This is a genomic window from Flavobacterium sp. XN-5, from assembly GCF_008033395.2.
In the GTDB taxonomy this organism is placed as follows: Bacteria; Bacteroidota; Bacteroidia; order Flavobacteriales; family Flavobacteriaceae; genus Flavobacterium; species Flavobacterium hiemivividum.
The window spans coordinates 180,962-207,779 of the sequence record NZ_VOGZ02000003.1; the positions used below are offsets into that span (position 1 = coordinate 180,962).

Annotated in this window: 23 protein-coding genes; 14 read left to right on the forward strand and 9 right to left on the reverse strand. The window is 36.0% G+C overall.

The window, feature by feature from the left end; genetic code table 11:
• Positions 1–14: 14 nt before the first annotated feature.
• Positions 15–1,559 (forward strand): glycosyltransferase family 2 protein, encoded by a 1,545-nt coding sequence (locus FQU23_RS08020; protein ID WP_147673407.1) that lies wholly within the window; start codon positions 15–17, stop codon positions 1,557–1,559.
• A complete protein-coding gene (locus tag FQU23_RS08025; RefSeq protein ID WP_147673408.1) occupies positions 1,549–2,550 on the forward strand; it encodes a glycosyltransferase family 2 protein in 1,002 nt (333 codons plus the stop codon). The genes FQU23_RS08020 and FQU23_RS08025 overlap by 11 nt, the downstream gene beginning before the upstream one ends.
• A 144-nt stretch (positions 2,551–2,694) precedes the next feature.
• On the opposite strand, the gene FQU23_RS08030 is transcribed toward FQU23_RS08025, so the two are convergent.
• Positions 2,695–3,444 (reverse strand): hypothetical protein, encoded by a 750-nt coding sequence (locus FQU23_RS08030; protein ID WP_147673409.1) that lies wholly within the window; start codon positions 3,442–3,444, stop codon positions 2,695–2,697.
• Positions 3,445–4,125: 681 nt separating this feature from the next.
• Between FQU23_RS08030 and FQU23_RS08035 the strand changes: the two genes are divergently transcribed.
• The 6 genes from FQU23_RS08035 to FQU23_RS08060 all read left to right on the forward strand — a co-directional run bounded on the left by FQU23_RS08035 (position 4,126) and on the right by FQU23_RS08060 (position 10,838).
• Positions 4,126–4,338, forward strand: coding sequence for a hypothetical protein (locus FQU23_RS08035; protein WP_147673410.1), 213 nt, complete (start codon positions 4,126–4,128; stop codon positions 4,336–4,338).
• 247 nt (positions 4,339–4,585) lie between these two features.
• Positions 4,586–5,722 carry a glycosyltransferase gene (locus tag FQU23_RS08040; protein WP_147673411.1) on the forward strand — a complete coding sequence of 379 codons (1,137 nt, stop codon included), beginning with the start codon at positions 4,586–4,588 and terminating at the stop codon, positions 5,720–5,722.
• Positions 5,700–6,563, forward strand: coding sequence for a hypothetical protein (locus FQU23_RS08045; RefSeq protein ID WP_147673412.1), 864 nt, complete (start codon positions 5,700–5,702; stop codon positions 6,561–6,563). Before FQU23_RS08040 ends, FQU23_RS08045 begins: the two co-directional genes overlap by 23 nt.
• Positions 6,564–6,567: 4 nt before the next feature.
• Entirely contained in the window at positions 6,568–7,644 is a 1,077-nt protein-coding gene (locus FQU23_RS08050) for a glycosyltransferase (protein WP_147673413.1), read from the forward strand.
• Positions 7,641–8,972: an O-antigen ligase family protein gene (locus FQU23_RS08055; RefSeq protein ID WP_147673414.1), complete on the forward strand. Its 1,332-nt coding sequence runs from the start codon at positions 7,641–7,643 to the stop codon at positions 8,970–8,972. The genes FQU23_RS08050 and FQU23_RS08055 overlap by 4 nt, the downstream gene beginning before the upstream one ends.
• 471 nt (positions 8,973–9,443) lie before the next feature.
• Positions 9,444–10,838: a sugar transferase gene (locus FQU23_RS08060; protein ID WP_147673511.1), complete on the forward strand. Its 1,395-nt coding sequence runs from the start codon at positions 9,444–9,446 to the stop codon at positions 10,836–10,838.
• A 285-nt stretch (positions 10,839–11,123) separates the two neighbouring features.
• Here FQU23_RS08060 and FQU23_RS08065 read toward each other — a convergent pair whose 3' ends face one another.
• Together FQU23_RS08065 and FQU23_RS08070 are read right to left on the reverse strand one after the other, a co-directional pair.
• Complete coding sequence (locus FQU23_RS08065; protein WP_317165190.1) at positions 11,124–12,290, reverse strand: DUF4105 domain-containing protein; 1,167 nt, start codon at positions 12,288–12,290, stop codon at positions 11,124–11,126.
• Positions 12,291–12,609: 319 nt separating this feature from the next.
• Positions 12,610–13,596 carry a PorV/PorQ family protein gene (locus FQU23_RS08070; protein ID WP_147673513.1) on the reverse strand — a complete coding sequence of 329 codons (987 nt, stop codon included), beginning with the start codon at positions 13,594–13,596 and terminating at the stop codon, positions 12,610–12,612.
• Between the two features lie 278 nt (positions 13,597–13,874).
• Between FQU23_RS08070 and FQU23_RS08075 the strand changes: the two genes are divergently transcribed.
• From FQU23_RS08075 to FQU23_RS08085, 3 genes are all read left to right on the forward strand, one after another.
• Positions 13,875–14,600 carry a CDP-alcohol phosphatidyltransferase family protein gene (locus tag FQU23_RS08075; RefSeq protein WP_147673415.1) on the forward strand — a complete coding sequence of 242 codons (726 nt, stop codon included), beginning with the start codon at positions 13,875–13,877 and terminating at the stop codon, positions 14,598–14,600.
• Positions 14,581–15,444: a glycoside hydrolase family 25 protein gene (locus FQU23_RS08080; RefSeq protein ID WP_147673416.1), complete on the forward strand. Its 864-nt coding sequence runs from the start codon at positions 14,581–14,583 to the stop codon at positions 15,442–15,444. Before FQU23_RS08075 ends, FQU23_RS08080 begins: the two co-directional genes overlap by 20 nt.
• Positions 15,445–15,556: 112 nt before the next feature.
• Positions 15,557–15,925, forward strand: a complete 369-nt coding sequence (locus tag FQU23_RS08085) for a four helix bundle protein (protein WP_147673514.1) — start codon at positions 15,557–15,559, stop codon at positions 15,923–15,925.
• A gap of 256 nt (positions 15,926–16,181) precedes the next feature.
• Here the strand turns inward: FQU23_RS08085 and lptB are convergent, their stop codons facing one another.
• From lptB to FQU23_RS08105, 4 genes are all read right to left on the reverse strand, one after another.
• Positions 16,182–16,922 (reverse strand): LPS export ABC transporter ATP-binding protein, encoded by a 741-nt coding sequence (lptB, locus tag FQU23_RS08090; protein WP_147673417.1) that lies wholly within the window; start codon positions 16,920–16,922, stop codon positions 16,182–16,184.
• Positions 16,923–17,097: 175 nt separating this feature from the next.
• The gene (locus tag FQU23_RS08095; protein WP_132110288.1) at positions 17,098–17,442 is read right to left on the reverse strand and encodes a carboxymuconolactone decarboxylase family protein; all 345 of its coding nucleotides are present in this window, start codon (positions 17,440–17,442) and stop codon (positions 17,098–17,100) included.
• A gap of 2 nt (positions 17,443–17,444) precedes the next feature.
• Entirely contained in the window at positions 17,445–18,251 is an 807-nt protein-coding gene (gene tatC / locus FQU23_RS08100; protein ID WP_147673418.1) for a twin-arginine translocase subunit TatC, read from the reverse strand.
• Positions 18,251–19,216, reverse strand: coding sequence for an SIS domain-containing protein (locus FQU23_RS08105; RefSeq protein ID WP_165425744.1), 966 nt, complete (start codon positions 19,214–19,216; stop codon positions 18,251–18,253). The genes tatC and FQU23_RS08105 overlap by 1 nt, the downstream gene beginning before the upstream one ends.
• 85 nt (positions 19,217–19,301) lie before the next feature.
• Between FQU23_RS08105 and FQU23_RS08110 the strand changes: the two genes are divergently transcribed.
• Complete coding sequence (locus FQU23_RS08110; RefSeq protein ID WP_147673419.1) at positions 19,302–21,497, forward strand: RecQ family ATP-dependent DNA helicase; 2,196 nt, start codon at positions 19,302–19,304, stop codon at positions 21,495–21,497.
• A 61-nt stretch (positions 21,498–21,558) separates the two neighbouring features.
• On the opposite strand, the gene FQU23_RS08115 is transcribed toward FQU23_RS08110, so the two are convergent.
• Positions 21,559–21,798 (reverse strand): hypothetical protein, encoded by a 240-nt coding sequence (locus tag FQU23_RS08115; RefSeq protein WP_147673420.1) that lies wholly within the window; start codon positions 21,796–21,798, stop codon positions 21,559–21,561.
• Between the two features lie 216 nt (positions 21,799–22,014).
• Here FQU23_RS08115 and FQU23_RS16305 point away from each other — a divergent pair, with 216 nt between their 5' ends.
• Positions 22,015–22,137, forward strand: coding sequence for a hypothetical protein (locus tag FQU23_RS16305; RefSeq protein ID WP_262887280.1), 123 nt, complete (start codon positions 22,015–22,017; stop codon positions 22,135–22,137).
• Between the two features lie 317 nt (positions 22,138–22,454).
• Complete coding sequence (locus FQU23_RS08125; protein WP_147673421.1) at positions 22,455–24,029, forward strand: NAD(P)/FAD-dependent oxidoreductase; 1,575 nt, start codon at positions 22,455–22,457, stop codon at positions 24,027–24,029.
• A 134-nt stretch (positions 24,030–24,163) separates the two neighbouring features.
• On the opposite strand, the gene FQU23_RS08130 is transcribed toward FQU23_RS08125, so the two are convergent.
• Positions 24,164–26,641, reverse strand: coding sequence for an ATP-binding protein (locus FQU23_RS08130; RefSeq protein ID WP_147673422.1), 2,478 nt, complete (start codon positions 26,639–26,641; stop codon positions 24,164–24,166).
• Positions 26,642–26,818 lie beyond the last annotated feature (177 nt).

A 26,818-nucleotide genomic window follows, 5' to 3' on the forward strand; every position in this document is an offset into this window, starting at 1 on the left:
GAATATATCGAAATATGATTGTAGTTTACCATAAGAATAATCAAGTTGTAAAAATAATTCGAGATAGTGAAGACTTAATGTTTTCTTCAAATGCTGTTGGTTCTATTTTACTTCGGTTAGCAAAGTTATATCCAAATGATTTGCTGGTATGGTGCGCTATTGAACTCCAAGTGTCTTTGAATACCACAGCTTTCGACTCCATATTTCACCATCACAAAATAATGACCTCTTATTGCACTACTGTAGAGGGTTATTTACCCGAAGCTATTGGTTATGTAGAAGAATCCCCTTTTATTAAAATCAATAGAAATATAGCTTTTCCCACTTGGCGAATGAGTAGTGATGTTGGGGGAATTCATTCTTCTGTTTTACTACAGTTTGAGAGGAGTTTATCTTTCAAAGGAGATTTTAATTATTTTTTAAGTTCGGTAGCTAAAGTAGGAATGCCTGAAGGATTATTTTGTTATTCGGAACCAAAACTTTTGCTTGAAAATGAAGTTGTTCTTTCCCGTAAATGTGGCAGCAGTGCGAAGCTATTTCAATTTGTAAAGCAGCATTATCGTACACGTTGGGCTTTTTTGTTATTTTTTAATGTATTAGTTTATGAAAAGAAGTTCCCTTTATTTTCGTTACTTAGAAGTGTATTATTTAGAAATAGAAATCAATTGCATATTGATTTTACTTCAATAGAAATTCAATCTTCAAGAAAAGTAGTAGCGTTAGGAACAATTGATGTGATCATTCCCACAATTGGTAGAAAGAATTATTTGTATGATGTTTTAAAAGATTTAGCCAAACAAACTCATTTGCCAGTTCATGTAATTGTTGTGGAACAAAATCCGCAGGAAGGAACCGCAAGTGAATTGGACTATCTGAAAACTGAAAGTTGGCCTTTTGAAATAAAACACATTTTTACCCACCAAGCAGGAGTTTGCAACGCCAGAAATGTGGCATTGAATGAGGTGGTAAGTGAGTGGGTTTTTCTAGCTGATGATGATAATCGGTTTGAAGAAACACTATTAGCTGATGTGATGTCAAGAATAAGGCAATATGGCGTTTTTGTGGCAACAACCAGTTATATACAAAATCATGAATCTAAAGTTCATTTAAAAATTAAGCAATGGTCAACTTTTGGTGCAGGTAATAGTTTTGTCCAAAAAGACCTATTAGAAAACATACGCTTTAATACAAGTTTAGAATTCGGATATGGTGAAGATGTTGATTTTGGAATGCAATTACGTAATTTGGGACAAGATGTTATTTATCTGCCGGAACCGCATATTTTACATTTAAAAGCTCCAATAGGTGGATTCAGGACGAAACCTATTTTACAATGGCAAAATGATTTAATACAGCCAAAACCATCGCCGACAGTAATGTTAAGCTATATTTTACACAAAACGAAAGAACAAATATTGGGTTATAAAACAATCTTGTTTTTAAAATATTTTAAACATCAAAAAATTAAGAATCCTTATCGATATTATTCAAATTTTAAAAAACAATGGAATTCCAGCGTATTCTGGGCTAATCAGTTAAAGGAACAAAATGAAATTTAGTCTGATCATTTGCACATATATGCGTCCCAAGCCCTTGCTTCAATTATTGCAATCGGTTCAGCAGCAATCATGGTATCCAAATGAGATTCTAGTAATTGATGGGTCTACAAATTCAGGGGCAGCCTTGATTTTGGAAGAGCAAGCATTCGAAAATTTGACTTATTTCCATGTTCCAAAAGAGCATCGCGGCTTAACCAGGCAAAGAAATTATGGGATTGAAAGGGTCGGTGAAAATACAGATGTTGTTTGTTTTCTGGATGACGACACCGAATTATTGCCTAATTATTTTGAAGAATTGATTCAAACATTCAAACAAAATGATTTTGTGTCAGGAGTGGGCGGGGTTGCGATTAATGAAAATAGATGGAAGCCAATTGAAGCACATAGAAAGTACAATAAATACAAGTATTTTCAATTTGAAGGTTTTGTGTATAAGGAAGGACAGCGAAATGTGCTTCGTAATTATTTGGGTTTGCAGTCAAATGTTCTGCCAGGTAAGATGCCTGATTATTCTCATGGGAGAACCTGTGGGTTTCCTTTGACTGCTACAATCTATGAAGTGGATTTGTTGGTAGGGATGTCATTTGCTTTTCGAAAAAAAGTTTTCGATTCTATTCGGTTTTCTGCTTATTTTGAAGGATATGGGCTGTATGAAGATGCTGATTTTAGTATCAGAGCCTTAGAGTTTGGGACAAATGTAATTAATACGAAAGTACAGTTAAATCATTTTCATGATGAATCAGGAAGACCTGATCCATACCTATACGGGAAAATGGTGGTTCGAAATGGCTGGTACGTTTGGCGAATCAAGAACCCCAATCCCATGTGGAAAGATCAATTCAAATGGCATGCTATCACGATACTTTTGATACTGGTACGATTTAGTAATATAGTAAGTACGGATAAGAAAAAAGAGGCTTGGAGCGAAGCTTTAGGACGAACAGTAGGCTGGTGGAGTTTGTTTATTAATAAACCACAACATACTAATTAAAGAGCATATAGCTAAGTCAAAAACAAAACCCCGCTTTTTCAGCGGGGTCGCTTAATCCTTTGCAGCCAGTCTTCCGTCCAAAATCAGCTGCTGAGCTATGAGCTGGCAGTAAACGGATAACAGCCAAACTGAAACCAATAACATTTAAATCACCTCCACTATGTTTAAGGCATTAAAGGCACCAACGTTTAGCGGATACTGCACGCCATTGACTTCCTGATAAAACTCAATAGACAACAGATGCAATTGGCTGCCTATTCCCGCCGGAATTCCTGCCGGAACCAAATTCAATGAACTCTCAGTAAGGCTAATGGGCAAATTACTGACAGGGCTATAACTAGTCTCGAAAAGACCGGTCTCAAAATCCAGATTCACAAATGCCGAACGAAAACTCACATGGCTGGCACTTTCGGGAGTTGACAATTGCTCGCCTGCAACAAAGTCCGGAATGGCTATCGTTCCCGTGGCAGTGTCCACCGAATAAGGAGCATGAAGCACTGTCGGTAATCGGGCTCTTGCATTAAAGTCAAATCCCCTTAAAAGCAGCATGCCGTCGATGGTGGCAATTCCCTTGTGAACTGCCCGCTGCCCGCGTATCGAACTGCTGTCATAATTCTTGATGTCGCTCATGAGCTTGAACATCCTGCTCGATAGCTTCGAATCCTTGGCCCGGTTCAGCAAAGGCCCAATCGAATTGCGCAATTGCTTGCCCGCTTGCACATTCATTCTAAACTCATTAATGTTCTCTCGCGTTCTGGCAAAAGCAGGATCGTTCATGATTCTGCTTTTGCTCACTCCGCCTTTGGTTCGCACCATGTAACCATCGGGACTCTTGTAAAAAGTCAAACCGTCAAACGTTCCTTCTAACTTGATAATGCCTTTTAGTTTTCCCATTTTTTTTGTTTTTATGGATTTATATTGGACCAAAACTAGACTGCTTTTTTCAGACATACAAAGACTGGGTACCGTTGGGAGCGCTTTGGAAACATTTAAAGGTATTGGATTGTAACTGCTTTTTTTTTATGGTTTTTACTGCTAAAACGGACTAGGGCTGTTTTTACCGTTTGGATCACTTTTGACCCATTACTAACTCCTGTTTGAGAATCACTTTTTTTATTTTGGAAGACGCCCCATCTGAGACACCCCTAGATACCCGCAACCATCCCGCAAGATACTTGCAACAAACCGCTATAAAAAGCAAATACATTTAGGAAGTTGCCAAAACAAAAAAAAGGTATAAATATATTTGATCCCTGAGCGATAGATACAAGGGATACCATTTTAGCTTTAGATTTACTGTGATCGGTCACCGATGGTTATCCCATTTTTATCGAAGGCTCTAATAACTTATCAACAAATGGAATAATTTGCCTTTGTATCATTTTGTATCATTTCTTGTTTAGTGGTGATCGTGCTAAAATTTAAAATGATGCTCTTTGTGTTTGTTTTGCATTGTTTGTGAAAGGAGGGGAAATTGTACGCTAAAGCATTGTTAATAAGTAAAATTTGTTTATACTCGAAGCTTCTCTAATTTTATATTCGATGTAAAATAAAAGGCTGTGTAAGCTGTTTAAAATGAAAAGAATAGTAATTTACCCAAACGATATCAGGATGCTCACCGATAAAAGTGAAAGCTATGCCCGTAAGGAAATTCAAAACTTGAAAAGAGCCCTCAACAAAGAACCGCATCAGAAAGTGACTATAAAGGAATATTGCCATTATTATGGTTTAAATCTGGAGGAGGTATTGGGAGTCTTGTCTAAATTCGACGTGCAAAAAGCATCTTAATAACTGTAGCAAGCCATATTATTGTGGGTAAAAAGTAGTGAAATGCGATAATGGGTGGTTCTGCCAATAAATCGATCAAGCCATAAAATGGGGTATAGATATTCGCCAAAATCTGTTCAATCTCTGCCCAATCTCGAAGTACTGCATCAGATCAATCTGTTTTAGAATGAATTGTGGTCTTGATAATCAGTATATTTAGTAATATATTTACCAATAGAAATACGAATTCCCAACCCAATATCAGCCAATGATTTTTGCCATCATCACTCATGTGCCCCATCTGCTGCAAAAAAAACAATATTTTGCCTATGCACCCTATGTGCGGGAAATGAACAGTTGGATCAGGAATGCGGATGAAGTGATTCTGGTGGCGCCAATAGCGAAGTCTGCCAAAACCCCTATTGACGCCAGTTATAAGCACGAAAACATTGAATTGATGCCCATTGCAGGCTTTGATGTTTTAAGCCTAAAAACGATTTTGCTTTCGATTTATAAAATACCCAAAATAAGCTGGCAGATTTATAAAGCGATGCAAAAAGCCGATCACATTCATTTGCGTTGTCCGGGAAATATTGGATTACTAGGGTGTTTAGTTCAAATCCTTTTTCCAGCTAAACCAAAGACAGCTAAATATGCCGGAAATTGGGATCCAAAAGCTAAGCAGCCATGGACATATAAACTTCAAAAATGGATTTTATCGAATATATTCATAACACGTAATATGCAGGTGCTGGTTTATGGCGAATGGAAAAATCAGTCTAAAAATATAGTTCCATTTTTTACAGCAACCTATGCTGAAGCCGATAAAAAATCAATAAAAACTAAAGATCTCAAAAGAACACTTGATTTCGTTTTTGTGGGTGTGTTGGTAGCTGGAAAAAATACTTTGTATGCAATTCAATTAGTCGAAAAACTAGCTCAAAAAGGGTTTGATGTTAGGTTAACTGTTTTTGGTGAAGGAATAGAACGAGACCACTTAGAGCGCTATGTTGCTTTGCATAATTTAGCTGAAATTGTTTTTTTTAAAGGAAATCAAAATCAAGAGGTGGTAAAAATGGCCTATCAAGACAGTCATTTTGTAGTTTTACCTTCAAAAAGCGAAGGTTGGCCGAAAGCGATAGCTGAAGGCATGTTCTGGGGTTGTGTACCTTTGGCAACTTCTGTTTCTTGTGTCCCTTTTATGTTGGACTATGGCAATAGGGGTACTATTTTAACTATGGATTTAGAAAAGGACGCCCAGATCGTGCAATTAATTATTGAAAATCAAGTTGATTTTGATTTGAAAAGCCAAGGAGCCATAAATTGGTCAACAAAATATACAGTTGATATTTTTGAACAAGAAATAAAAAAAATAATATTGAATGAATCATCGTTTAAAAACTAGAATATTTAAAATACTTTCAATTTTTCCTGACGGCTTAGGATATTCTCTATATCATCTTTTACAAGATATAGGAAGTAAACAAACATTTGAAGATAAAATTAAATCAACAAAGCTAAGCTATACTACTATTTGTAGAATTTTGGAGAAAAATAATCTTAGTTTAGAAAATATGAAAATCGCAGAATTGGGTTCAGGTTGGCTGCCTATTTTACCCTATCAATTAATTCTAGAAGGTAAAGCAAGAAAGGTTGATACGTATGACATCAACGAGCATTATAATACAAAAGAAATAAAGGAAGTTAATGATTACTATAGTAATTCTGAGACCTTTGAAATAGAAAGTAGAGCAAAGTACCCTTTGCATAAAACATTGACCTATTTCCCTAAAACAAGTATATGTGATGGTAATTTAGATGATGTTGATTTAGTGGTGTCACGATTTGTTTTAGAGCATGTGCCTGTCGAAAGCATTATTGAAATGCATGAGTTTTTCAATTGCGCTTTGATGTCGGGAAGTTACATACTGCATTTAATTTCGCCCAGTGATCATCGCTCTTATACTGACTCATCACTTTCCCTACAAGATTTTTTAAAATATAGTCAGGAAGACTGGGATGATATTCAAACAAAATTTGATTACCATAACAGGTTAAGGCTTCCGCAATACTTAGAAATATTTAAGGGTGATTTCGAAATTATTTCTCTTGAACATAGTGCGATTAATACTAATACAGAAGAGTATAAAAAATTCAGTGAATTAGCCATTCATGAAGATTTTAGCAAGTTTAATGAGCAAGAACTAATGGCCGGTAGTATTAATATTCTTCTAAAAAAAAAATAGTCTAATGCGCATACTTCAACTCATTGACTCTCTTGATGCTGGTGGTGCCGAACGGATGGCAGTCAATTATGCGAATGCCTTGGCAGGAGTGATTTCTTTTTCAGGACTTGTAACAACTCGAAAAGAAGGTGATTTGAAAGGACAACTGAAGGCACAAGTTTCTTATTTGTTTTTAAATAAGAAAAGAAGTTTTGATTTGAAAGCACTATTCGTTTTAAAAAGCTATGTTGTGGAAAACCAAGTGTCTGTAGTTCATGCACACAGCAGCTCTTTCTTTTTAGCTTTTCTTTTAAAGTTAGTTCATCCTTCGGTAAGAGTATTATGGCATGATCATTATGGGGAAAGTGAGTTTTTGAATTTAAGACCTACATTTATTCTTAGATTGTCACTTCCTTTTTTTGAAGGAGTGATTAGTGTCAATCAAAAATTAAAACAGTGGGTAGAGCAAAAGATGCATTTTAAGAATACTATTTATTTAGCTAATTTCGCAACTAAAGAAAACGGGATTAAACGGAACACCGTTTTAAAAGGGGAGGTAGGTAAACGGATAGTATGTTTGGCTAATTTAAGATCGCAAAAAAATCATTTACTTTTATTGGAAGTTGCGAAGATACTTAGAGTACTACATCCCGAATGGACGTTTCATTTGGTGGGAAAAGATTTTGAAGATGCCTATTCGGCTGAAATTAAGAAGCTGATTGTGGAATATGGCCTGAAAGACCGAGTCTTTATTTATGGCAGTAAAAATGATGTTGAAAACATAGTGCAGCAAGCAGCTATTTGTGTTTTAACATCTAAATCAGAGGGCTTGCCCGTTGCTTTGCTCGAATATGGAAGGGGTAAAAAAGCGGTGGTAGTTACAGCTGTTGGGGAAATACCTGAGGTGGTTCAAAACGGTGAGAATGGTTTTGTAGTTCCACAAAATGCAGAGTTGTTTTGTGCAGCCTTAGTTAAACTGATAGAAAATGAGCCGCTTCGAGATGATTTTGGAGCCGCACTTTATCAAGCAATTTTAAATAGTTACTCAGAAGAAAAGATTATAAAACAATATTTAAAGTGGTTGCAACAGCATAGTAAATGAAAAAAGAAGAACAATTCTATTTGTATTTAATTCTATCTCATGTGGCGATTGGTATTGGGATTTTCGTAGTTCCTTTCGCCGCTAAGCTATATGGGTACTCGATGTTTTTAGTTGGGGCTTATTTTGTAATAAAAACCCAAAACCGTAATAATGAGGCCTTGATGGCGGCGGCTTATATAGCAGGCGCTGAAGTGTTATTGCGAATGACAGGAGGAAATATTAGTTATGAGTTTTCTAAGTACGGGGTGATGTTTTTTATTTTGATGGGGATGTATTTTAGCGGTTTCTCCAAAGGCGCAACTCCCTATTGGCTCTTCTTATTATTGCTAGTTCCCGGTGTGGTTATTTCCAGTTTTGTTTTGAATTTTGATACTAATATTAGGAAGACCATTGCCTTTAATATTTCTGGGCCAGTCTGTCTGGCAGTGACCTCTTTGTATACCTATAGACGAAAAATTTCATTGGAGCAGATGAATTCGTTGTTGCTGTGCATAGGACTTCCTATCCTCAGTTGCGCCGTTTATTTGACTTTATATACTCCAAATGTTAGGGATGTAATTACAGGTACCCAGTCTAATTTTGAGACCTCGGGAGGATTTGGACCTAATCAGGTGGCTACCTTTTTAGGGTTGGGGATGTTTATTTTTTTTTCAAGGATTATATTAGAGTCCAGATCAAAATTTATGTTGATACTCAATTTGATTATCGCTTTAAACATTAGTTTTAGAGGGATGGTTACCTTCTCTCGTGGCGGGATGATTACGGGTTTCCTGATGATCGTTTTATTGTTGTCCTTCTTGTATCTTAAATCTAATTTTAGAGGGAAAGTAAAACTGCATTATATTATGGTAGTTATTGCTTTGGCGATGATGGTGACTTGGACTTATACCTCTGTACAGACAGGTGGCTTAATTAAAAACAGATATGCCAATCAAGACGCCAAAGGAAGGGAAAAACCAAACCAGTTTAGCGGTAGAGGGGATATAGCGGCCACTGAAATTGATATGTTTCTGGATAATCCTGTTTTTGGGGTTGGGGTTGCTAAAGGCGCTGAAGTTCGCGAGGTGGTAACTGGAAATTTTGCTGTATCTCATGATGAAGTTACGCGGATGCTGGCGGAGCACGGATCATTTGGTATCGTTGGTTTATTGATTTTGATTATCACGCCCTTGGTGCTGTACCTAGAAAATAAGTTCAATATGTTTTTATTGTGTTTTGTGGCGTTCTGGTTTTTGACGATAAATCATGCTGCGATGCGAACGGCTATACCGGCTTTTGTGTATTCTTTGTCTTTGTTGAATGTGCAATTGGGGGGAATAAGAAAGTGAGTGATAGTAGGGAGTGAGAAGTGAGAAGTGAGAAGCAGTGGTCAGTGTTCAGTTTTTTTAGTGTGCAAAGGAGAAAAAATGGAGCATACATTATTACTGTTTTGATCTATAGTGTAGCTATTTATCCATTATTACATCGATATAATTAATTTTTAGAGGCGTTTCACTTTTTAAAAGCCTAACATAGCTTTGTTAGCCGAGACCTAAGGTCGAACAGGCGTTGCGAATCAAGAGTCGCTCTCTTTCTCATTCGTTTCTATGTAAAGTCAATGTGAATGGGTTTGTAGTTGTAAGTCAATGGCTTGTGTATCGTTGAGATTTATAGGAAACGGCTTAGTGAGTCCAGTTTTACTAAAAAAAAGTGGTGTTTTGTTTTGGCGGTAATCAGCGTTATTTTGTTTGTAGAAATAAGTGGTTTTATGTTGATTGCACAATAAAATTGCTAAATTGCAGGAATATCTACATAAAGTAATGTCCAAGTCCAAGATGCATTTTGAAATCTCAGAGCGGAAGTTGATCCTTCGTCTGTTTGATGTTGTTTTTGTTTTAATCGCCGTGTATTTGGTTGGGACTTTTTTTGGGCTGAACTATTTGGAAGCGGCAGTGACTAACCGATATTGGATTGTTTTTCTGGCATTTTATCTCAGTGTTTTTGGCGCTATTTTCGAAATGTATAATCTGCAGGTTGCCAGCAACCAATTAGCCGTCTTTAAAAGCACTTTTTTAACAGCATCTACTACCGCCTTGGTCTATTTGCTGACACCTGTTTTTTCACCGGAACTCCCCTCAAACCGAATCCAGATTTTAGTTTTTTACGCGATTATTTTTAGCACTTTGATTCTCTGGAGGCTGTTTTATGTTCGCTTTCTAGCTAGCAATCGCTTTCTTCAGAACGCAGTGTTGATTTGTGAGCAGGAACAATTAGAAGAGTTGATTTTAGGACTGCAGAATATTGATCCGCATTATAAAATTGTTGGCTATGTGAGTGCTAATGCTACCGAGAATAGTGACTTAAGATCCTATCAAAATATGGAGGCGATACAGAAAAAAGATTTGGCTTCCTATGTTAAAAAAAATGCCATTTCTGAAGTCGTGATTGCTTCGAAAGATACCGCAGGGATAACTTCTGAATTGTACCAGCAATTGATTGAGCTGTTAGAATCGGGAATAATAGTCCGGGAATACACTCAGGTTTATGAGAGTAAGACACATCGCGTTCCGGTACAGTATATCGAAAGGGATTTTTATCGTTTTTTTCCGTTTAGCCGAAACAATCAAAATAAATTTTATTTGTCCATTGTTCGATTTTTTGAAATAGTTATTTCAATTGTAGGACTTCTTTTATGCGTGTTGTTTATACCATTTATTATACTGGGCAATGCCATCGGTAATAGGGGGGAGTTGTTTTATACCCAGGAACGTATCGGTAAGGACGGAGTTGTTTTCTCGATTTTAAAATTTAGAAGTATGAAGAATACTTCTGAAGGTGATAAGGCAGTTTTTTCGACAGCCGCAGATCCTAGAAAAACCGCATTTGGAAATTTTATGCGCAAAACCCGTCTCGACGAGTTTCCACAGTTTCTAAATATATTGAAGGGTGACATGGCTTTAGTAGGGCCACGCCCGGAGCGTCCTTTTTTTGTAAAAGAAATATCTGAAATAATGCCTTTTTACGAGACGAGACATATTATAAAACCGGGACTTACTGGCTGGGCACAAGTCAATTATTCTTATGGGGAATCAATTGATGATAGTCTGATTAAGCTGCAATACGATCTTTATTATATCAAGCACAGAAGTTTTTATCTGGATTTGAATATTGCACTGCGCACAATTACAACGGTATTGTTTTATAGAGGGCAGTAGTTAAAGGTCAATGACAATATAAATTTCAATTTCAAAAAATAATTATTTATAAAGCGGCTGATTTAATTCGGAAATAATACTGGTTAATTTTGTTTAAATTATTTGAAGTGCTCTCTAGAAGATTTTAGAGAATAATAATGGACGGCGGATGAGGCTGATTAAACGGATTTTTTTTACCTGTGGTATGCTGTAAAAGCTGCGAGCTACATTTTTTTATGAAAATAGGTGTCGTTATGTCTTGTTTTGCTATTTGATGAATTTAATCTTTGTACTAGATAGCTTTAACTAGATAATTATTGGAGTCTTCTTTTTGTTTTTTAGGGCTAATTTGACCAATATGATTGCACTGCTAATAATAAGGGGGGACACGATTAATAAGTGGACTTTGTTGATCATTATGAATAAATAGACTACTAGAGAAAGCAAGTTGAATAAAGTGAAGTTGAAGGTCCATTTCTTGTTTTCTTTATGCCAGAAATAGATTAGTAGTAGCAAAGCTGGGTTGAATAATAAGATATTGTAATTGTAGGCCAGTTCGTGATGGTTCGAATAGAAACCAACAAACAAAAAGAAGATGCCTAAAATACCCATAAATAAAAGGTATACTTGGTTTATTATTTTGGAATTCATAAGGATTATAAATCCTAAAAGAATTAAGTAGGTGTAGCCATTATTCCACCAGGATGTTGGCGGAGCTTCATTAAACTCAAGAAGCGTTTTGTTCTCCTTGCTAAGAAGATGATTGTTGAATTGGACCGTTTTTAGGTTTTTGTTCAATTCGAAAGGCAAAAAGATATGCGTTCCTAGCTTATCTACTTTTTTCCCGAAAATGATACTTGTTCCCAGTTTTTCATAAAAATGACCGTCAAAATAAGGATAGAGAATGGATCTGTAGGTAATATCTGTGTCGGTGTTTTTTACAATAACGGTTGTGTCGAGGGTTTTATTGATAATATCTACTACCATAGAGGTACAGTTTTTATCGATGAATTTATAAGTGTAGTAGCTGTCTCCAGAGGCTAAAGACGTATTCAGATTCTCAAATAACTTTTGTTTTAGGTTATTGGGAATATTTAATTCTTGCTCATAAACGGATCTTTTTTCGTAGTTGTATTGGTTTATGAAGTCGGTGTATGGGTGTGTAATGGCAAAATACTGCAAGTCTCCTTTTGTGAATTTAGCGACGAAGTTAGGTGTGTTGAAGTCGAAAGCACCATAGTTGTACACCAAATCGATAGATTGACTTGGATCGCTAATGCGAATGGCGGTATGTCCAAAAAGCGAATAGGATTCATTACCAGTTCCGCAGGTTAAAACACTAACACGGGCGTTTTCTGATAATATTGGGGTTTGAGCAAAGCCGTAGTTCATTGTAACTATTAACAGGACAGCGAATACTATGTTTTGAAATAATGAATTATTCATTGGGTTTGTTATTTTGATATTTTTCATTTTTTTTTAACTCAATCATGGATTTAAAAACGGTTCTCGATACATCACGCAAAAAAGCGTGACACTCGAACAGACGTTTTTAAAACAATATTCTCTCTTTTATAATTCTTTCGAAAATAAATTACTTTGCGAATCTCTTCATTTCCTTTGTGAATTTTTGCGTAACAGTTTTTTAAAATTGCGCAATTTCTAAAAAGCAATACGGCGAACAGTTATTTTTAAATTAGTGTCCTCTCCAGTATAATGCTTTCAAAAACACATTACTTTGTGTATCTCTTTAATTCCTTTGTGAATCTTTGCGAAACAGTTTTTTAAGATCTTAATTCCTAAAAAGCGATAAATCCACTTTTAATGAAAAGATATTTGAATACAAAGCCGCGCTTTGATTTCCTAAATCGGTTAAGGCATAATCCACTTGGATGCCTTTGTATTTAAAACCTAAACCGATATTGGGCTGGAAGCTTACTTTTTTGCTGTTGTCTAGTTGTTCGATATTTTGAAAATTACCTACGCCCGCACGTACAAAAACAAGATTGGTATATCCAAATTCGAGTCCTAAGGCGGGATCTACACTCACAAAATCAGAAGAGAATACATCATTGGTTTTAGCAAAGCGCATATTGACATTGGCGGCAGCCATAATACTGTAATCGTAGCGAATAATGAACTTTTTTGAAAGTCCGAGCTGTGCTTTTGGAGCTGTGATCTCTGTGCTTTCAGGAAGTTCTTGATTCTGTCCTGGTACAGCATCAGCAATTTTTTGATATTCTTTTTCGTCTATATTCCAAACATTATAGGTCGTGGTAATATCGCGAACCATTAAGCCAAATTGCCAGTCGTTTTTTTCGAATTGGAGCCCGACATCAAATCCAAATCCCCAAGAATCAGCAAACTTCCCGATTACTCTTCTTATTATTTTAGCATTTATACCGTATTGAAATCCGCGAACGGTTAATTTTCGAGCATAAGAAAAAGTAAAACCATAATCAGCGGTGGAGAAAAGGCTAATTCTGTTGTAATCAATATTTCCGTCGCTGTCTATTAATTCGGTAGTGTTCAAAATATCATCGACACCAAAACGGATTAACGAAATACCGTAAGCACTGCGGTCGTCAATGGGACTGGCGTAGCCAATGTAGTCGTATTGGGCGATATTTGCAAAATAACTAGCGTGCATCAAAGCCAGTTGACTATCTTCTAATTTGGTTAATCCTGCGGGATTCCAGTAGCCAGAATTTACGTCGGCAGTCGAAGCTGTAACAGCATTTGCCATTCCTAAGGCTGCCGCATCGACACCAATATTCATAAACTCATTGGAATATTTTCTAACCGCTTGACCATAATTAGCGGTACAAACCAAAAGCAATAAAAAGAACTGAATTTTTTTCAATCGTGCTGTTTTTTATGAAGCCAAAGCGGAATTTAATTTTTATCAAAAATATAATATTTTGCTGAGCTTAGTTGGTTCTTTTATTAAATAAACCGTCTTGCAAATTTTACTGTTGATAATCTCTATAAAAAACGGCTGCTGCATTCACTTATTATATTAAATTTGTCCGATAAGACTTTAAAATTCGATACGCAATGAACATTAAAAAACACATCCCTAATTCAATAACATTACTTAATCTGCTTTGTGGCTGTATTGCGATGGTCTTTGTGACGAAATCCGATTTTGAAATGGCTTTTTATTTTGTGTGTCTTGGAATCTTTTTAGATTTTTTTGATGGCTTTTTTGCTCGATTATTCAAAGTTTCAGGTCCGCTAGGCTTACAATTGGATTCCCTAGCTGATATGGTTACGAGCGGTTTTGTACCGGGATATGTTATGTTTCGCATGCTATCGGAAAGTCAGCAAGATATTTCGGCGCACTATATGTTGCCTTATCTTGGTTTTATTATCACCATGGGTTCTTGTTACCGTCTCGCTGTGTTTAATATCGATACCCGCCAGACAAATTCCTTCATTGGATTGCCAACGCCTGCCAATGCTCTTTTTATATTAAGTTTACCCCTAGTTTTAAAATATTCAGATTCTTTGCTGGTTCTCGAAATCCTAACAAGTCAATGGGTTTTATTATGTGTTACACTGTTTAGTGCTTACATTTTGAATGCCGAGATTCCGTTGTTTTCTCTAAAGATTAAAAAATTCAACCTCAAGGACAATGCGCTTCAAATTGTCTTTTTGCTCCTTTCGTTTTTATTGCTGGTTTTTTTCCAATTTGCAGGAATCCCAATGGTTATCATTGGATATGTATTGCTGTCAGTTGTGAGCAATAAATTTTCGTTAGTTGAGAAAAGCAAACGTTAAAAGGAAGCCGCCAGTAAGGCGTAAGGCTAAAAAGAAAGCTTCTTTTTTTTCTGGTAAGGTTTCACGCTTTGCAATAGTTTCATTTTTTATACTTCTTCTTGTTGGCCTAGGGTATCATTATCGAAATGGTCTTGCCTATTATTTTAGTTTTAAGTCAGATAAAGTTTTACGACAAGAGGCAGAGGACAAGCGAATTTCTGATGTTCGAAATTACCAAGTTCTAGACAATCATCTAGGAAAGGCGGTGGGAATAGATGTTTCTGAGTACCAGGGGAGAATTAAATGGGCCGATGTTGATACTATAGAAAGTAAATATCCTTTACGTTTTGTTTTCATTCGGGCTACTGTTGGAAAAGACCGCTTGGACAAGAAATTTGAGAAGAATTGGCTTGGTGCCAAAGAAAATAAACTGATTCGTGGTGCATATCACTACTATCGTCCTAACGAAAACTCCATAGAACAAGCTGAACTTTTTATTAAAACGGTGTCTTTAGGAAAAGGAGATTTACCTCCAGTTTTGGATATTGAAAAACTACCTGAAAATCAGTCTGTCGAGCGATTAAAAATTGGATTAAAAAGATGGCTGAAAAGAGTGGAGGATCATTATAAAGTAAAACCGATTATCTACACTGGCGAAAGCTACTATGATGATTTTTTAAAAGAAGAATTCAGTGATTACCTTTTTTGGATCGCCAATTATAATTTTTACCGTGAAAGTATGGAGGAAGATTGGCTGTTTTGGCAGTTTACTGAAAAAGCCGGTGTCCCAGGAATAAAAGGCAATGTAGATGTGAATATTTATAATGGTGATTTGCAACAGCTGCAGTTTATTACTGTGGAGTAGTTTTTAGTGAGCATTGGTCAGTGATCAGTAATCAGTAATCAGTGTTCAGTGTTCAGTGTTCAGTGATCAGTATTCAGTGATTAGTAATCAGTTTAAAATAATATTATAAATGATGAAATTTCAAGACTTATTAGCCTACAAGAAATCATTTTCATTAGCGATGAAAATCTTTGAAGTAACAAAACTATTTCCAAAGGAAGAAATGTATTCTTTAACGGATCAAATTAGGCGTTCGGCAAGGAGTGTTCCTGCTAATATTGCAGAATCCTATAGGAAAAGAGTCTATCCCAAAAATTTTCATAGTAAATTAACAGATTCAGATGCCGAAAATTCAGAAACTCAAGTGTGGTTAGAATTTTCATTTAAGTGCAACTATATCTCTGAGAGTGCTTTTGATGAATTGTTAAATGAAAGTAATGAAGTTGGGAAACTAATTAATTATATGATTTTAAATCCGCAGAAATTTGGAGTGGATATTTAGTGACTAGTGATCAGTGATCAGTGGTCAGTATTCAGTATTTAGTGATCAGTATTCAGTGATCAGTAATCAGTGTCTAGTGATTAGTTACTATTATTCAGTATTCACTGATCAGTTTCATATTAATTGAACAGCCCATTTTTCATAGCTGACCTCTGTTAACTGTTAATTGACCACTCTTTTAACGCTGACCACTGACCACTGTTAACTGAATACTCTTTCAAAGCTGACCACTGACCACTGCTAACTGACCACTCTTTTAAAACTCGATCTTTTTCTTTCTCAATTCAAAATTCTGTCCTAGGTAGACGCGGCGAACCATTTCATCTTCCACTAATTCCTCTGGAATTCCGGCTTTTAAGATTCCGCCTTCAAACATAAGATAGGTTTTATCTGTAATAGCTAAGGTTTCCTGAACGTTATGATCTGTGATGAGTATTCCGATGTTTTTATTTTTTAATTGCGCTACAATCCTCTGAATGTCTTCTACGGCTACGGGATCGACACCAGCAAAAGGTTCGTCAAGTAAGATGAATTTTGGGTCGGTTGCTAAACATCTGGCAATTTCGGTACGACGACGTTCTCCTCCAGAGAGTAAATCACCACGGTTTGTGCGGATGTGTTCTAAGCTAAATTCGGCAATCAAGCTTTCCATTTTGGCAACTTGCTCTTCTTTAGTTAGTTTAGTAAGTTGTAAAACGCTTAAGATATTGTCTTCGATGCTTAGTTTTCTAAAAACAGAGGCTTCTTGCGCTAAATATCCAATTCCGTGCTGTGCTCGTTTGTACATAGGGTAATCGGTGATATTTAAATCGTCAAGATAGATATTGCCCGAATTGGGTTTTACCAATCCTACAATCATATAAAAAGAAGTTGTTTTTCCGGCGCCGTTTGGCCCTAAAAGACCAACGATTTCACCTTGATTTACTTCTACCGAAATGCCTTTTACGACGCTTCGTCCTTTGTATGTTTTTATTAAATTCTCGGCTCTTAATATCATGTGCTTTGGTTTAAACGTTAAGCGTTTAATTAGGTGATCGACAGTTTAAGTGTACCGCTTTTTTGTGAGATACATCGAGAACCATTTTTAATCCTTGCAAAGAAACGAATTTCGTTTATTTGGCTTTAGCTTTTAACTTCAATTTTGGATTTTAACTTCTGAAAACTAAATTATGCTAATTTTCATCAAGTGCTTCCCAGAACTCATAGGCTCTACGCAAATGTGGTACTACGATAGTTCCGCCCACTAAGGTTGCGATTCCCATTGCTTCCATCATTTCTTCTTTGGTTACACCAATTTTATGACTGGTTTCTAAATGGTATTTTACACAATCGTCACATCGAAGTACAGCCGAAGCCACTAAACCTAGTAGTTCTTTCGTTTTTACATCAAGCGCACCGGCAGCATACGCATTAGTGTCTAGGTTGAAAATACGTTTCACTATTTTGTTGTTGTCAGCTAGTAATTTTTCGTTCATTCGAGAACGATATTCATTAAATTCTTCGATAATATCAGCCATAATTATTCTTTTTTATTTTTAGATACAAATACTGAGATAAAGATACTTGCTTCGTAGATTAGTAGCATTGGGATTGCGACAATAGTTTGACTTACTACATCTGGAGGTGTTACGATCGCAGCGATAATAAGTACAAGTACAATTGCATATTTTCTATATGTTCTTAGGAAAGCTGGGCTTACTAAACCTAGTTTTGTTAAGAAATAGATGATAATGGGCAGTTCGAAAAACAGTCCACTCGCCAACACGGATGTTTTTACCATTCCAATATAAGATTCTAGTGTAAACTGATTTAATACAATTTCACTGACTGTGAAGGTCGCGACAAAGTTTATTGACATGGGAATTACCACAAAATAACCAAATATGACTCCGAAAAAGAAAAGTAGCGAAGAGAAAAAGATAAATACTTTGGCATTTTTCTTTTCATTCATATATAAGGCTGGACTAATAAACTTCCAAATTTCATATAAGATATAAGGGAAGCTTAAAATAAATCCTGCAAGAATACAAACCCAGATAAATACATTTACCTGTCCTTCCATTGAGGTATTCTGAATGATGAAGGGCATTTCGGTGATGCAAATATTATCTGCAAATCCCAAGGAATGCGATAGTTCACAGAAAAATTGATAGGTGAAAAATGTAGGTCTTGTAGGTCCGAAGATTATAGTGTCGAACAAAAAGCCACTAAAAAAATAAGTGGCGATAGCCATAATAATTATTGCGATCGTGCTGCGTACTAGTAACCATCTTAAATCTTCAAGATGATCTAAAAACGACATTTCGTTTTGATTTTTCTTTGCCATTATACTATTCCTTCTTTTAAAATGTCATGTAAATGTAAAACGCCTTTGTACTCGCCTTGATCCACCACTACTAATTGAGTGATCGAAAAGTCTTCGAGAATATTCAATGCGTCAACAACCATATCTGTGGATTGAATTACTTTTGGATTTTTGGTCATAATGTCCTTCGCTGTCAACTCGGCAAAAGAATCTCTTTCATTCAACATTCTTCGAATATCACCGTCAGTTATAATGCCGATAACGGTATCGTTTTCAATAACAGCTGTAACACCTAGGCGTTTTTCTGAGATTTCGAAAATGACTTTTTTAATAGGCGCATCAGGAGAAACCATTGGTTTTAAAGTGTGTTCCAGCATGTCTTGCACTCGGAGTAATAATTTTTTACCCAAAGCACCGCCAGGATGATAAACGGCAAAATCCTCCGGTTTGAAATTTCGCATTTCCATTAAGCAAACTGCAACAGCATCGCCCATTACTAATTGTGCTGTAGTACTATTTGTAGGAGCCAGATTATTAGGACAGGATTCGGCATCAACAGTAGTGTTTAATACAAAATCAGATCCTTTGGCAAGAAATGAAGTCATGTTTCCGGTGATGGCGATTAGTGTATTTCCAAAACGTTTTAGAAACGGGACAACGGCCTTTATCTCCGGACTGTTTCCGCTTTTTGAAATACAGATAATAATATCGTCATTTTGAAGCATTCCTAAGTCACCGTGAATGGCTTCGGAGGCATGAAGAAACATGGATGGTGTACCAGTAGAATTAAATGTGGCTACCATTTTTTGAGCAATGATTGCACTTTTTCCGATGCCGGTTACGATTAATCTGCCTTTAGAATTATAGATTGCCTGGGTTGCATCTGCGAAATTTTCGTCTAGAAAATCAGTTAGTTTTGTAATTGACTCGCTTTCAGATAAAATGGTTTTTTTGGCTAGAGCCAATATGTTTTCTTTAGATATCAAAACAGAATGTTTAAAATTTGTGAGTGTAAAAGAAAGTTGTATCTTTATATGGTGCAAATTTATACAAAATACCATATAATAAAGAATGAATTCAAACGAAATTGATATCCATAAAGAATTAAAGAAATATTTTGGCTTTGGCCAATTTAAGGGGCTGCAGGAACAGGTTATTAAAAGTTTACTCAATAAACAAAATACATTTGTAATTATGCCTACAGGCGGTGGGAAATCGCTCTGTTATCAACTTCCGGCTTTAGTTCAAGAAGGAACCGCTATTGTTGTTTCTCCTTTAATTGCCTTGATGAAAAACCAAGTAGATGCCATTAGAAGTTTGTCTTCAGAAAGAGGGATTGCTCATGTTTTAAATTCATCCCTTACAAAAACCGAGATCGCTCAAGTTAAAAAGGACATCACTTCGGGTTTGACGAAGCTGTTGTATGTTGCTCCAGAATCGTTGACGAAAGAGGAGAATGTCAATTTCCTTAAAAACGTAACTATATCTTTTGTAGCCATTGATGAAGCTCATTGTATCTCTGAATGGGGTCATGATTTTAGGCCAGAATACAGGAATCTAAAGAATATAATCAAGCAAATAGGAGACGTGCCCGTTATTGGTCTTACCGCGACGGCTACTCCGAAGGTGCAAGAAGATATTCTGAAAAACTTAGATATGTGTGATGCCACGACTTTTAAAGCATCATTCAACAGGCCTAATCTTTATTATGAGGTACGCACAAAGACAAAAAATATAGAATCAGATATCATTCGATTTATAAAACAGCATAAAGGAAAATCAGGAATCATCTATTGCCTTAGCCGTAAGAAAGTGGAGGCAGTGGCTCAAGTATTGCAGGTCAACGGAATTAGTGCTGTGCCATACCATGCTGGATTAGATGCTAAAACGCGGGCAAAACATCAGGATATGTTTCTTATGGAAGATGTAGATGTGGTTGTGGCGACAATCGCGTTTGGAATGGGAATCGATAAACCGGATGTTCGTTTTGTAATTCATCATGATATTCCAAAATCACTGGAAAGTTATTATCAGGAAACGGGACGTGCCGGTAGGGATGGTGGAGAAGGACATTGTCTGGCTTACTATTCGTATAAAGATGTAGAAAAACTAGAAAAGTTTATGTCTGGTAAACCTGTGGCTGAACAAGAAATTGGGTTTGCTTTGTTACAGGAAGTGGTTGCCTATGCGGAAACTTCGTTGTCGAGAAGAAAATTTTTACTTCATTATTTTGGTGAGGAATTCGACAGTGCTACAGGTGAAGGCGCTGATATGGATGACAATGTAAGAAACCCAAAAGTAAAAGTAGAAGCCAAAGATCAGGTGGTTAAATTGCTACAGGTAGTGCGAGATACTAAGCATTTATATAAGTCGAAGGAAATTGTTTTTACGCTAATTGGTAGAGTTAATGCGGTCATAAAAGCGCATAGAACCGACTCGCAATCATTTTTTGGTTGCGGTGTAGCCTTTGACGAAAAATATTGGATGGCTTTATTGAGACAAGTTCTCGTAGAGGGTTATTTATCCAAAGATATAGAAACTTATGGAATTGTAAAAATCACCGAGAAAGGATTGGCTTTTATTGAGAGTCCAAGCTCCTTTATGATGTCTGAAGATCATGAATATAATGAAGCTGGAGACGAAGCAATCGTAAGTGCGTCAAAATCTGCTGGAGCTATTGACGAAGTTTTGATGGGAATGCTACGTGATTTGCGTAAAAAAGCATCTAAGAAGTTGGGAGTGCCGCCATTTGTTATTTTCCAAGATCCTTCTTTAGAAGATATGGCTTTAAAATATCCGATTTCGGTGCAGGAGTTGATTAACATTCATGGAGTAGGAGAAGGAAAAGCAAAGAAATACGGTAGTGAATTTGTCGAATTAATAAATCGTTACGTAATAGATAATGAAATTGTGCGTCCAGATGATTTGGTTGTGAAATCGACTGGGCTTAATTCAGCCAATAAATTATATATAATTCAGAATGTTGACCGTAAATTGTCTTTAGATGATATCGCTAAAGCAAAAGGGTTGACTATGGAGGCCTTACTTAAGGAAATGGAGCAAATTGTCTATTCAGGGACGAAATTGAATATCGCATATTGGATTGACGAAATGCTTGATGATGACCAACAAGAGGAAATTCATACTTATTTTATGGAATCGACAACCGATAAAATTGAAGATGCCCTGAAAGAATTTGAAGGTGATTACGATATTGATGAATTGCGCTTGATGCGAATTAAATTCATTAGTGAGGTGGCTAATTAGAAAGTGGTCAGTGTTCAGTATTCAGATATACTGCTAACTGATCACCGATCACTGAATACTGCTAACTTTCTTCATAAACTTGTCCGCGGTGCGGTTTCAGGGCATCACGTACTTGTATCATGTTTTCATCAGTAACGACCATAAAAGCAATCGCTTGCATCTCGCCTTGAATTTCAAAACCTGTAATGTTTACGGGTAATTTTTCAATCGCGATGTATTCTTTTAAGTGAATTTCGTGATGCTCAGCAGTTTTTGCGGAGGCAGGACCACGGAAATCCCATATTAGTTTAATTTGTCTCATTGTAATAATTTGTTCTGCAAATTTATCAAACTAATTGATACTTTGTATCCAAAACATATATTGTATATCTTTGTATTAAAATAAGCTGATATGAAAAAATTAATCGATTTAGATCAGACAACCCTTACGAAATTAAAATTTATTTCAGTATTTGAAAATTTAAGTGTTAAAGCATTGACAGAAAATGCGGTTTAATCTTATGTCAAAAATAAAGAATTGGAACGATTTGATAAATTGACCGACGACGAAAAAGAAGATTTAGGTTTGTTATTATTAATGCAGGAAGCAGATTTGACTGATAAAGTAAGTGAAGAGGAGATTTTTAGAATCTTAAAATAATGAAAGTTGAGTACTTAAAATCTTTTCTAAAAGATATTCAAAAACTCAACAACCAATCTCTGAAGGAACAGTTATTTCAAGCGATTGAAAATTTTAAAAAAGCTGAAAATCTTAATGATTTAACTAATATAAAAAAAAACTAAAAGTTCATCCTGAAGCTTTTAGAATGAGAATTAGCAAATACAGATTGGGGTTTTATTTTGATGGAGAAACTATCCAAATGGCAAGATTTGTCAAAAGAGAAACTATTTATCGACTATTTCCTTAATTTAATTAGCCTACAATCAGTTATCTGAAAATAGAATAACCCAAAAAAAATGCCTCAAGAACACCTATTACAAGTATCTCCAGAAATTGCCGCAAATGAAATTTTGCTAAAAGAACACGTTGGAAAATTATTAAAAATTTCTCCAAAAGAAATTCAGCATGTTTCCATTTTAAAGCGTTCTATTGATGCGCGCCAAAAAGCAATTAAAATCAATCTGAAAGTAAAGGTGTATTTGAAAGGAGAGCCTTTGGAAGAAAATAAAATTCAACTTCCTGATTACGGAAATGTGGCCGCTGCTCAAGAAGTAATTGTTGTTGGTGCCGGACCAGCAGGACTTTTTGCAGCTTTACAACTTATTGAATTGGGCTTAAAACCAATAGTGATCGAAAGAGGTAAAGACGTTCGTGGCCGTCGTCGTGACTTGAAGGCAATCAATGTTGATCATCTTGTAAATGAAGATTCTAATTATTGTTTTGGTGAAGGAGGCGCAGGAACTTATTCCGACGGAAAATTATATACGAGATCCAAAAAAAGAGGAGATGTACTCCGTATTTTAGAGTTATTTGTGGCTTATGGAGCTACTCCAGATATTTTAGTGGAAGCACATCCGCACATTGGAACAAATAAATTGCCCCAAATTATTCAGGATATTCGAGAGAAAATTATCGAATGTGGCGGCGAAGTTTTGTTTGAAACTAGAGTGACGGATATTCTAGTAAAAAACAATGAAGTGGAAGGGATCGTAACTCAAAAAGGAGAAACGATTTTGGCTAATAAAATGATTTTGGCCACTGGACATTCTGCCAGAGATATTTATGAGTTATTAGATAGAAAAAAAATATTTATAGAGGCCAAAGCTTTTGCTTTAGGTGTACGAGCAGAGCATCCACAATCCTTAATTGATAGTATTCAATACAGCTGTGATTATCGTGGCGCGCTGTTGCCGCCGGCTCCTTATAGTATTGTAAAGCAAGTAGGAGGTAGGGGAATATATTCTTTTTGTATGTGTCCTGGAGGCGTGATTGCGCCTTGTGCGACGAGTCCTGGCGAAGTGGTGACAAATGGTTGGTCTCCATCAAAAAGAGATCAAGCTACCGCAAATTCAGGTATTGTAGTTGAATTAAAATTAGAAGATTTTAAGCCATTTGCTAAATTTGGCGCTCTTGCTGGAATGGAGTTTCAAAAAAGCATCGAACAAAAAGCATGGCAGCTGGCTGGGGAATCGCAAAAAGTACCAGCGCAAAGGATGATTGATTTTACGCATAGTAAAGTTTCTTCAGAAATCCCTAAAACATCTTATGTTCCCGGAACTACATCAGTAGAAATGGGTGAAGTTTTTCCAGGATTTTTAACTCAGATATTAAGAGAAGGGTTTTCTGAATTTGGGAAATCGATGCGTGGCTATTTGACTAATGATGCGATATTACATGCCCCTGAATCAAGAACGTCATCGCCAGTGCGAATTCCGAGAGATCCTATTTCTTATGAGCACCTTCAGATAAAAGGCTTGTATCCATGTGGAGAAGGAGCAGGTTATGCGGGCGGAATCATTTCGGCTGCTATTGATGGTGAGAAATGTGCCCTGATGATTGGAGAAAGTTTAAACAAAAAAACCTCGATTTAGACTTAAATCGAGGTTGGGATTTGTTGTTTTTATTTTATTACGGAGGTATGCTATTTTAGCACTGAGTTTTTCTTAACTTTTGCGTTAGTTTACAATCGTTCAAATTTTCGATTATCCTAAATTCATAAACGTACTTAAACTCTAACAAGATGCTTACTGATTTTATCGAACAATAATTTTTCGTCAATTGGTTTGGATATATAATCATTCATACCAACGGCGATGCATTTTTCGACATCGGCATTAGTGACATCGGCAGTAAGAGCGATGATAGGAATTTGAGAATTTAAGATATTACGAATGTGTGCTGTAGCTTCAAAGCCATTCATTTCAGGCATTTGTAAGTCCATTAAAATAATATCATATTCGTTTTTTTCGAGCAATTCAACAGCGACTCTTCCATTGTCGGCCATTTCAATTTCAAATCCGAAATCCAACAATATTATTTTTATCAATAGTTGGTTTAATACTACGTCTTCAACAACGAGTACTTTTGTTCCTTTGGTAATTGCTTCTTTATAAGTGTCGAAAGAGCTTGTTCCCAGTTCGTCATTAGCTACTAATTCTTGTCGGTTTGATTTTTTGAAGTTCATTCTAAAACCAAAAGAGGATCCTACGCCATGCTCGCTAGATGCGATTATCGTTCCGCCTTGGCGTTCCACTAATTGTTTAACGATAGCAAGGCCTAGTCCTGTTCCGCCATAGGAAGTACTAGTTGTTTTGGTAGCTTGTTCGAAATTTTTAAATATATGTTCGAGCCTATCTTTGGCAATACCAATTCCAGTATCGGTTATTATAAATTCGATTGTAACCGATTCGCTGTCTTGACTAAGCTGGCGTACATTTACACTTATTTCGCCTTTTGAAGTAAATTTAATGGCGTTACTCATTAGATTCAAGATGATTTGGCGCAAACGCATCGGATCTCCAATCAAATATTTAGGTATTGCGGGATCGTAATTATGGATTAGAGCTATGTTTTTTTCTAAAATCTTTTGTTCGAAAAGATGCAAAGTTGTAGAAATTGACTTTGTAAGTTTGAAAATGGTCGTTTCAAATGTGATCATTCCTGCATCGACTTTTGCAATGTCTAAAATGTCATTAATCAGGATTATTAAGGCGTCACCTGATTCTTTAATTGCAGTGATGTATTCTTGTTGAGAATTGTTTAGCTCCGTTTTTAAAATGATATTAGTGAAGCCAATAATCGCGTTCATAGGAGTTCTAATCTCATGGCTCATATTCGACAAAAATTGCTGTTTTGACCTAACGGCTTCTTCTGCAATTAAAGTTTTTTGCTCGGCATTAATTTTAGATTCAATTAATTCGTTTTTTGCTATTACTTGTGCGGTGACTTCGTAAGCAATGATGGTAACTCCAGAAATAGTTTTATCAGCTTCTTGATAAGGCTGATAGACAAAATTAAAATAAGCATCCTCTGTTTTACCGTTGCGAACTAAAGGTGCTAAAAGTTCGTTCCCATAAAAAGGAATTCCTGTGGTGTAAACTTCATTTAGTAGTGCGGGGAACTGTGTGTCTTTAATTTCGGGTAATATAGTGGTAAACTCTTTTCCTTCTACGTCATTCCCTTTTCCCCATATTTCCTTGATACTTGCATTTGCTAAGCTAACTACCATGTTTTTTCCTTTCAATATTGCTATGGAATAAGGCGAATTAGTAAGCATCATATTATAGCGTTTTTCGCTATCTTCAATTTTTTTGAGCGCTATTTTTTCGGTTTCAAGCTGTTTATCTAATGTCTTTTTCTCTTTTAATTGAAGTTTATTTGATAATCGGCGTACTTCAGAAATGTCTTTTATTGCCAGTAGGATTAATTGCTCGCTATGTGTTTTTTGAAAAATATTTTTCGCAGTAAATACTATTGTTTGATCTCCATTGCCATAAAAAGGATGGGTAGCTTCTAGGTCTTCGGAAGCTGTTTTACATATGAGAATATTTTCTATATGTGAACGCAAACCTGGTATGTCCCATTGCTTGTTGTTCAGGTCAAATAGAGCAACTCCTTCGGCTTCGTCTTTCGTAATTTTGTACTTTTTGTAAAAAGATTTACTAGCCGATTTGATTTTAAACTCACTATTGAGTATCAAAAAAGGTTCGTCGATTGTTGCAATTATTTCTTCGGCGTACTCGTATGATTCAGCTAACAGCTCAATATGATTTTTCAGTTTAAGGTTATTAGCAATCAATTCCTCGTTTTTGGTTACATCTTCAATATGCTGAATGATGTATTTCACATTTTTATCGTCATCTAATAATGGCGAGTTGAGCACGCTCCAATAACGTTCTACAAATTCGCCTCCTTCTGACTGCGGTTTTCTAATAGCATGCTTTTGAATCTCCATTTTATCGGCAACTTGCTGATCTAAAACTCGATTCAAAGAAATTTGTAAAGCAGCATGTACAGCTGAAGATTTATCGTTAGGATGCTCAGGAAACACATCGAAAATGTTTCTGTTTATCACATTTTCCCTTTCGATTAGTGTTGCTTTTAAATAGGCGTCAGAAATAGTGACGATGTTAAAATGTGGGTCTAGCACTACTAATAATGCTGGAGATTGCTCAAATAGGCTGATGTAATCGCGACTTTCCATAGAATACTAAATTAGAGACTTGGGGTGTTTTTGTGATTTTAAATCGAAATAATTTATGATTCTTTTTTTGAGAAAAAATCAGGTAAAGATATATAAAAAACGATTTGCTAGTCTTTATATTTTTTGGAAAAAACAGAGTGGATTTGTCTATGCTTTAGCTGGGAATAATGGCATGTA